This is a genomic window from Sphingomonas bacterium, assembly GCF_903643065.1.
Classification (GTDB): Bacteria; Pseudomonadota; Alphaproteobacteria; order Sphingomonadales; family Sphingomonadaceae; genus Sphingomonas.
On record NZ_CAHJWX010000088.1, the window covers coordinates 1 to 7,097 of the forward strand.

The window sequence follows — 7,097 nt, forward strand, 5'->3', positions numbered from 1 at the left end:
CGGCGCCGGCGCCCGGGGTTCCGCCGGGGACCGGGCGCGGCTAGGGCGGCGGCGATGACCGACCTGCCCCCGCCTCCGATCGCCGAGCGCCGCCCGCATTCCTTCACCGCGCACGGGGTGACGATCGACGATCCCTATGCCTGGCTGCGCGATCCCGGCTATCCCGACGTCACCGATCCGGACGTGCTCGCCTATCTCCAAGCCGAGAACGCCTATTTCGACGCCGCGATGGCGCCGCGCCGGCCGCTGATCGACCGGCTGTACGAAGAGATGCGCGCGCGCATCAAGGAGGACGATTCCTCCGTTCCGCAGAAGGACGGCGACTGGCTGTACTGGACCGCGTTCGAGACGGGCGGCCAGTATCGCCAATGGTGGCGCAGGCCGGTGGCGGGCGGCGCGGACGAACTGCTGCTCGACGAGCCGGCGCTGGCCGGGGGCAAGGACTATTTTCGGCTCGGCGCCTTTGCCGTGTCCAACGACGGCACCAAGCTCGCCTATGCGATCGACGACAGCGGCGCCGAACGGTTCGAGGTGCGGATCAAGGACCTGCGCACCGGCGAGCATCTGCCCGAGGTGATCCCGGGCATGTTGTCGGAGATCGTGTGGACGGCGGACGATACCGGTTTCCTCTATGGCCTCGCCAACGAGCAATGGCGGACCGACAATGCCCGCCTGCATCGGCTCGGCACCGATCCGGCCGACGACATCGAGCTGTTCCGCGAGGCGGACGAGGGCTTTCGCGTCGCGGTAGGCGAGACCAGCGCGCGCAACTGGATCGTGATCGCCACCGGCGACCATGTCACCAGCGAGGCGTGGCTGCTGCCCGCGCACGACCCGCTCGCCAGGCCGCTGCTCGTCAGCGCGCGGCAGGTCGGGCGCGAATATGACGTGGACGAGCATGACGGCACGCTGTTCATCCACACCAATGACACCGACCCGCAGTTCCGCCTCGTCACCGCGCCGGTCGAACGGCCCGGCGAGTGGACCGAGCGGATCGCGCCCGATCCGCATTTCTACCTGACCGGCGTCGAATGCTATCGCGACTTCTTCGTGGTGGAAGGGCGCGAGGACGGGCTCGATCAGGTGCTGATCCACCGCTACGCGGGCGGCGAGCCCCGGCGCATCGCCTTTCCGGAGGCGAGCTACGATGCCGGGCTGGGCGACAATCCGGAATATGCGGTCGACACGCTGCGGCTATCATACCAGTCGATGGTCACGCCCGGCACCGTCTATGACTGTGACGTCGCGACGGGCGCGCTGGCGACGCGCAAGGTGCAGGAGATCCCGTCGGGCTACGACGCCGCGCGCTACCGGACGGAGCGGCTGCACGTCACGGCGCGCGACGGGACGCGGGTGCCGGTGTCGATCGTCTACCCGGCCGGCTTCCCGCGCGACGGGTCGGGCAGGCTCTTCCTGTACGGCTATGGCGCCTATGGCCTGTCGATCCCGCCGGGCTTCTCCACCGGGCGGCTGTCGCTGCTCGATCGCGGCTTCGCCTATGCGATCGCGCATATCCGGGGCGGCGACGATCTGGGCCAGCAATGGTATCTGGACGGCAAGCTCGACCGGCGGAACAACACCTTCGCCGATTTCGTCGATGTCGCGCGCGGGCTGGTCGCGGATGGGTGGACGGCGGCCGGGCGGATCGCGATCGCGGGCGGCTCGGCCGGCGGCGAGCTGATGGGCGCGGTGATCAACTCCGATCCCGAGCTGTGGGGCGCGGTGATCGCCGACGTGCCGTTCGTCGACGTGCTCAACACGATGATGGACGCCGATCTGCCGCTGACGCCGGGCGAATGGCCCGAATGGGGCAACCCGATCGAGGATGCCGCCGCGTTCGCGACGATCCGGGGCTATGATCCGTATCTCAACGTGCGCGCGCAGCGCTATCCGCCGCTGTTCATCTCGGGCGGGCTGAACGATCCGCGCGTCACCTATTGGGAACCCGCCAAATGGGCGGCCAAGCTGCGCAGCTTCAAGACCGACGGCAACATCCTGCTGCTCAAGACCAACATGGGCGCCGGGCACGGCGGCAAGTCGGGGCGGTTCGAGTCGCTGCGCGAGGGCGCGGAGGAACATGCCTTCGTGCTGTGGCAGCTCGGGGTAGAGGGCGACGACCTCGGGTGACGCTCGAAGGCCTTGTCCGCCATTATGGCCTCGTCGCGCTGTTCCTGGGGGCGGGGCTGGAGGGCGAGGCGGTCGTCGTCGCGGGCGGCTTGCTCGCGCATCAGGGGCTGTTCTCGCTGACCGGCGCATGCGTGGCGGCGTCGGTGGGGTCGTTCCTGGCGGACCAGATCTGGTTCGCGGTCGGCCGCCGCTCGCGCGACCATCGCTGGGTGCGCCGCGTGCGCGGGAAACGGACGTTCGCGCGCGCGCTCGGCTGGCTGGAACGCTATCCGAGGAGCTTCATCTTCCTGTTCCGCTTCATCTACGGCATGCGCACGGTCAGCCCGGTCGCGATCGGGACGAGCCAGGTGCCGGCGCGGCTGTTCTTCCCCATCAACGCGATCGCGGCGGTGATGTGGGGGACGATCTTCAGCATCGTCGGCTATCTGTTCGGGCACGGGTTCGAGGCGTTCGCCGGCCGGCTGCGACCGCGCGGGCACCATCTGTGGTGGATCGTCGGCGGACTGGTCGCGGCGGGGGTGGCGCTGGGCGCGGTCCACTGGTGGCGGACGCGCGAGCGGTGAGCCAGCTCGTGCCTATCTTCACCGCCGGGCCGGGCCACGTCGATCACGCGGCCTGGCTGCTCGGGTGCAGCAGCTCCCGGCGGCGCTGGTGACAGCGCCGCCGGGCTCAACCTAGCGGTAGTAGCACCGCTGCTTCGCCGTCATCGAGCGGTCGATCGCGCGGCCGCCCAGCGCACCGCCGGCGGCACCCGCCAGCGTCCCGCCGACTCCGCCCAGCAGCGCGTGGCCGAGCAGCCCGCCGCCGACGCCACCCGCGACGATACCCGTCGTGCCGCTCGAATGCCTGCATACCTTTTCGCCGCGATAGTAATGCGCGTGGCGGGGCCTCGCGTCGGCGGCGACGGTGGGAACGAACAGCGCGGCGGTGGCGGCGGCGAGGACGAACTGACGCATGATAAACTCCCAGGATGATGGCGGGTGCAACGCCTCATTGCGCATCCGGTTCAATCGTGGATGGGCCGGGCGCGGCGGGTCTCCGCCAAGCCGAGCAAGCCTCCCCGGACACCGCTTCTCGCTAGAAATTGATGAACCCGTCGGGGCGGTTCTTCTCCATCATGGTCCTGTTGTTCTCGAAACAGGACATGTCGTCCAGCACCTGCCATTTCGGCCCACTCTTGCGTCGCAGGATGTTGGTGATGACCATCGGCTCGGTGAACGCTTCCTCGTCCAGCAGCGTGATGTGCACATGCACCACGTCGGGGGCGACCTTGCGGATCGTCGTCACGACATGAAGCCGGGCGCTGTGCGGCGTGTTGGTGTCGTCCTCGACGACGGTGGCCGGCAGGATGCCGACGGTGTCGACATGCAGGGTGTCGCCCTCCCAATGGCCGATCGAGTGACCGTTATAGCTGGGCTTGAGGTCCTTGGGATGCGGGCGGCCGTCGGTCCAGATCATGATCGGGAAGGTACCGAAGTTGAACAGGGTGACGACGTTCGGCGTCTGGACGATCTCGTTGGGATAGAGCGTGCCGGCGAGCATGCGGGGGACCCCGAACGGCAGGCAGAGCTTGCCGATATCGCCGAGCTGGCGCCCCTCCTTCCTCGCGGCCGCGCGTTCGTCGGCGATCTTCTGATAGGCCGGCGTCAGCCGGGGCGGCCAGGGGAACCACTGGACGGTGGACCCGGGCTCGGGCGGCACTTGCGGTTGGTGGCCGGGCGCGAGCGGGCGGCTGCCGAGCCACAGCCCCGAGATGTCGGGGGCGGCGGGATCGCCGTAGAGCGTATGGCCGGGCGCGGTCTCGACCGGGTCGTCGGCCGCCGCCGCGCCGAGCGGACCGGCGCAGAGCGAGGCGAGCGCGAAGAGGACGAAACGCTTGATCATGGGCGATCCTGTCGTGAACGATCCCGGCCGCCGGCTCAGCGCACGAACAGGTCCGGGTGATAGCCGGTCCGGGGCGTGCAGAGGAACTCGCGCGGCTCCCATAGCGGGTCGTCGACCGCCTTATAGATCACGGTGGCGGTCAGCGGCCGCGCATAGGCGAGCGGATCGGTCAGCGTCACCGTCACCCGCAGCGTGGCCTCGTCGACGCGATGGTAGCGCTCGGCGATCTTCAGCCGATCGCTGTGCGGTACGCCGGTGCCGTCGATCGGCTGATCCTTGAAGCCCATGCTGTCGAGGACAAGGTCCTGGCCCTCGTAGCGGCCGACCGTGGTGCCGCTGTAGAAGGACTCCAGGTCCCTGGGCGCCGGCAGCGCGCGTCCGTCGAGCCAGGCGCGGCGCGGCCCCATGCCGTCGCGGTACAGCGTCACCCGATCGTGCGACTGGATGATCAGCAACGGACCCCGATCACCGGTGATGAAGCGCGGCATCCCCGGCGGCAGGCAATTCATCACCGGATCGTCGGTGCGCGTGCCGGCGGCCGCGTCGGCCACCGCCTTGCGCCATCTGGTCGCGAACGCGCCCTTGAGCGGCGGCGGCCAGGGAGCCCAGCCTTCCCTGCTGCCGCGTGGCGCGGCCGGCGCCTCCGCCAGCCGCCAGACGCCGCCAAAGGGTGGCGCGCTCGGATCGCCGTTCCAGCTGGCCGTCCTGGGCGGCGCCGGCAGGGCCGATCCGGGCGCGGAGGACGGCGTCCGAGCGGAACCGGGCGTGAGGATGATCGAACACAGCACCGGCCAGGCCAGCCGCCCCGCACGGGAGGAGCCGTCGCGCGGCCCGGGACGCCCATCCGCCAAGCGCCTCAAGATCGCTCTCCCGCTTCCGTGTCACGGCAGCCCCCTGGCCCGCTTCGATCCTAGAAGGTGACCTTGCCCATGACGCCGACCGTGCGAGGCGGTTGGCCATAGGAGGTCGGATAGCCCACCGCCTGGGACGACGTGTTGTTCAGGACGATCTCGTCGAGCAGGTTGCGCGCGAACACCGTCACGGCATAGTGATCGCCATGCGGCCGCCATGCCAGCGAGGCATTGAGCAGCGTATAGGCACCCTGGGTCAGGAAATTGTCCGCCTCGATCTTGTAGTCGCCATTGTAGTTCGCGGTGAGGTTGGCGTGGATGGTGCCGAACGACACCGGTTTCTCGTAATCGACCGCGAGCGTGCCCGCGATCTTCTGCGCTTGGGGGATGCGCCGGCCGCTCGCATCGACGGAGATCAGCGTCGCGCCGCCCGTCGGCTTGACGATGCTGCCCACCGCGCCGGGGTAGGAGACGAAGCGGGCGTGCAGCAGCTCCAGCCCGCCGCTGAGGCTGAGCTCGGTGGTCGCTCGCGCGTTGAAGTCGACATCCAGCCCGTACAGCCGTGCCTTGGCGCCGTTGGCGACGGTCTGCGTCACGCCCACGAACTGGGTGACCTGCAGGTTGTCGTAATCGTAATAGAAGCCGCCGGCGTTGAGCCGCAGCCGCCGGTCGAGCAGCTCGGTCTTGAGCCCCGCCTCATAGGCATCGAGCCGTTCGGGCAGATAGGCCGGGTTGGCGGGATTGAGGATGTTGAACCCGCCGCTCTTGATGCCCCGGTTGTACGAGACGTAGCCCAGCACGTCGGGCCCGAACTGGTGGTCCAGCGCGATCCGCCACGTCGGCTTGTTGATCGTCAACGGCGCGGGATTGTAGAGCGGGTTGCCGATCGTGCCGTTGTTGCGGTTGAGGATCACCGATCCGACCAGCGTGCGCTTTTCATATGTGTAGCGCGCGCCGAGCGTCAGGTTGGTGCCCTGCGCCAACCGGATGCCGACCTGCCCGAACGGCGCCACCGACCGGGTGCGCTCCTCGCCAAAGGTGAGGGTGGTGCGGTTCAGCCCGGCGAGCACCGTCGCCGGCGGGTTGCCGTAAAAGGCCGGAAAGAATTGGCGGAAGATCGGCTGGTTGGCATTGCGATTGTAGAAATAGAACAGGCCGGCGGTGTAGGTGATCGCGCTGCTCTTCTCGGAGACGAGCTGCACCTCCTCGCTGAACGACCGGTTCGGCTGGGCCCCTGGTGCCACGCTGACGATGAACACCGATTGCCCGACCGGCACGTCGTCGAAGCGGTAGTTGGTGCTGCCGCGACGCAGCGCGGTGATCGAGACCAGCTTGGCGAAATCGAGGTCGCGTTCGATCGTCCCGCTGATGCCGCCGCCCTTATAGGCGGCATAGGGGTTGGTGATCGAATAGGTATCCTGCCGGCTGGGCAGCGGTCCGGGCAGCGGCACGCTGAAGCTCGTGCCGGGATAGGGGACGAAGCTGTAGGTGTAGTTCTTGAAGTCGAGATAGTCGCCGATCACCAGCAGCGACGTCCTGGCGTCCGGTTCGAGGAGCAGCTTGCCGCGCAGGCCGAGCGAATGGGCGATCTGGAAGGTGTCGTGGCCGTTGGTCAGGTTGTGGCCATAGCCTCGGCCCTGCGTGGCGAAATCGCCCGACAGGCTCGCCGCGACGCCGTCGGCGAGGCCGCCGGACACGAAGCCGCTGGTGCGGAAGGTGGCGTAATTGTCGATCTCCGCCTTGGCCTGGACCGCGAACTCCTGCGACGGGCGCCGCGTGGTGATCTGGATGACGCCGCCCGTCGCATTGCGCCCGAATAACGTGCCCTGCGGCCCCTTGAGCACCGCGACCTGCTCGACATCGGGCAGCTCGCGATTGCCCTCGCGCTGCTGCGGCAGGTAGACGCCGTCGACATAGAGCGCGACCGGGTTCTCCACGACGTTGCTCGACGTGCCGATGCCGCGCAGCGAGGGCTGGAAGACGCCGCCGCCCTGCGTGCGCACGTTGAGGCCCGGCGCCACCGTGCCCAGCGTCGTCAGGTTAGTGACACCGGCGGTGGCGAGCTGGGCGCCGCTGACCGCGGTGATCACGATCGGCACGCGTTGCAGGTTTTCCGACCGCTTCTGCGCGGTCACGACGATGTCGGCGACGGTGTTGGTGTCCTGCGCGCCATCGGGCGCGGCCGCCGCCGGCCGGGCGATCCCGGCCGGGCGATCGCCCGTGGCGGACTGGCTC

At 68.9% G+C, this 7,097-nt stretch carries 6 protein-coding genes; 2 read left to right on the forward strand and 4 right to left on the reverse strand.

Going from position 1 to position 7,097, the window contains the following annotated elements:
• The first annotated feature begins 54 nt into the window (after nt 1-54).
• Nucleotides 55-2,127: a S9 family peptidase gene (locus HUU95_RS04680; protein WP_174279045.1), complete on the forward strand. Its 2,073-nt coding sequence runs from the start codon at nt 55-57 to the stop codon at nt 2,125-2,127.
• Nucleotides 2,124-2,690 (forward strand): DedA family protein, encoded by a 567-nt coding sequence (locus HUU95_RS04685; RefSeq protein WP_174279046.1) that lies wholly within the window; start codon nt 2,124-2,126, stop codon nt 2,688-2,690. The genes HUU95_RS04680 and HUU95_RS04685 overlap by 4 nt, the downstream gene beginning before the upstream one ends.
• 111 nt (nt 2,691-2,801) lie before the next feature.
• Here HUU95_RS04685 and HUU95_RS04690 read toward each other — a convergent pair whose 3' ends face one another.
• The 4 genes from HUU95_RS04690 to HUU95_RS04705 all read right to left on the reverse strand — a co-directional run.
• Nucleotides 2,802-3,083, reverse strand: a complete 282-nt coding sequence (locus tag HUU95_RS04690) for a hypothetical protein (RefSeq protein WP_174279047.1) — start codon at nt 3,081-3,083, stop codon at nt 2,802-2,804.
• Between the two features lie 121 nt (nt 3,084-3,204).
• Entirely contained in the window at nt 3,205-4,011 is an 807-nt protein-coding gene (locus HUU95_RS04695; RefSeq protein ID WP_174279048.1) for a hypothetical protein, read from the reverse strand.
• 35 nt (nt 4,012-4,046) lie between these two features.
• A complete protein-coding gene (locus tag HUU95_RS04700; protein WP_174279049.1) occupies nt 4,047-4,871 on the reverse strand; it encodes a hypothetical protein in 825 nt (274 codons plus the stop codon).
• Nucleotides 4,872-4,921: 50 nt separating this feature from the next.
• Nucleotides 4,922-7,097: TonB-dependent receptor (locus HUU95_RS04705; RefSeq protein ID WP_174279050.1), on the reverse strand; the 2,176-nt coding region annotated here is incomplete at its 5' end.

Excerpts from the sequence above, each read along its gene's own strand:
- HUU95_RS04690 (WP_174279047.1), bottom strand. The coding sequence starts at position 3,083 with ATGCGTCAGTTCGTCCTCGCCGCCGCCACCGCCGCGCTGTTCGTTCCC.
- HUU95_RS04680 (WP_174279045.1), top strand. The coding sequence starts at position 55 with ATGACCGACCTGCCCCCGCCTCCGATCGCCGAGCGCCGCCCGCATTCC.
- HUU95_RS04695 (WP_174279048.1), bottom strand. The coding sequence starts at position 4,011 with ATGATCAAGCGTTTCGTCCTCTTCGCGCTCGCCTCGCTCTGCGCCGGT.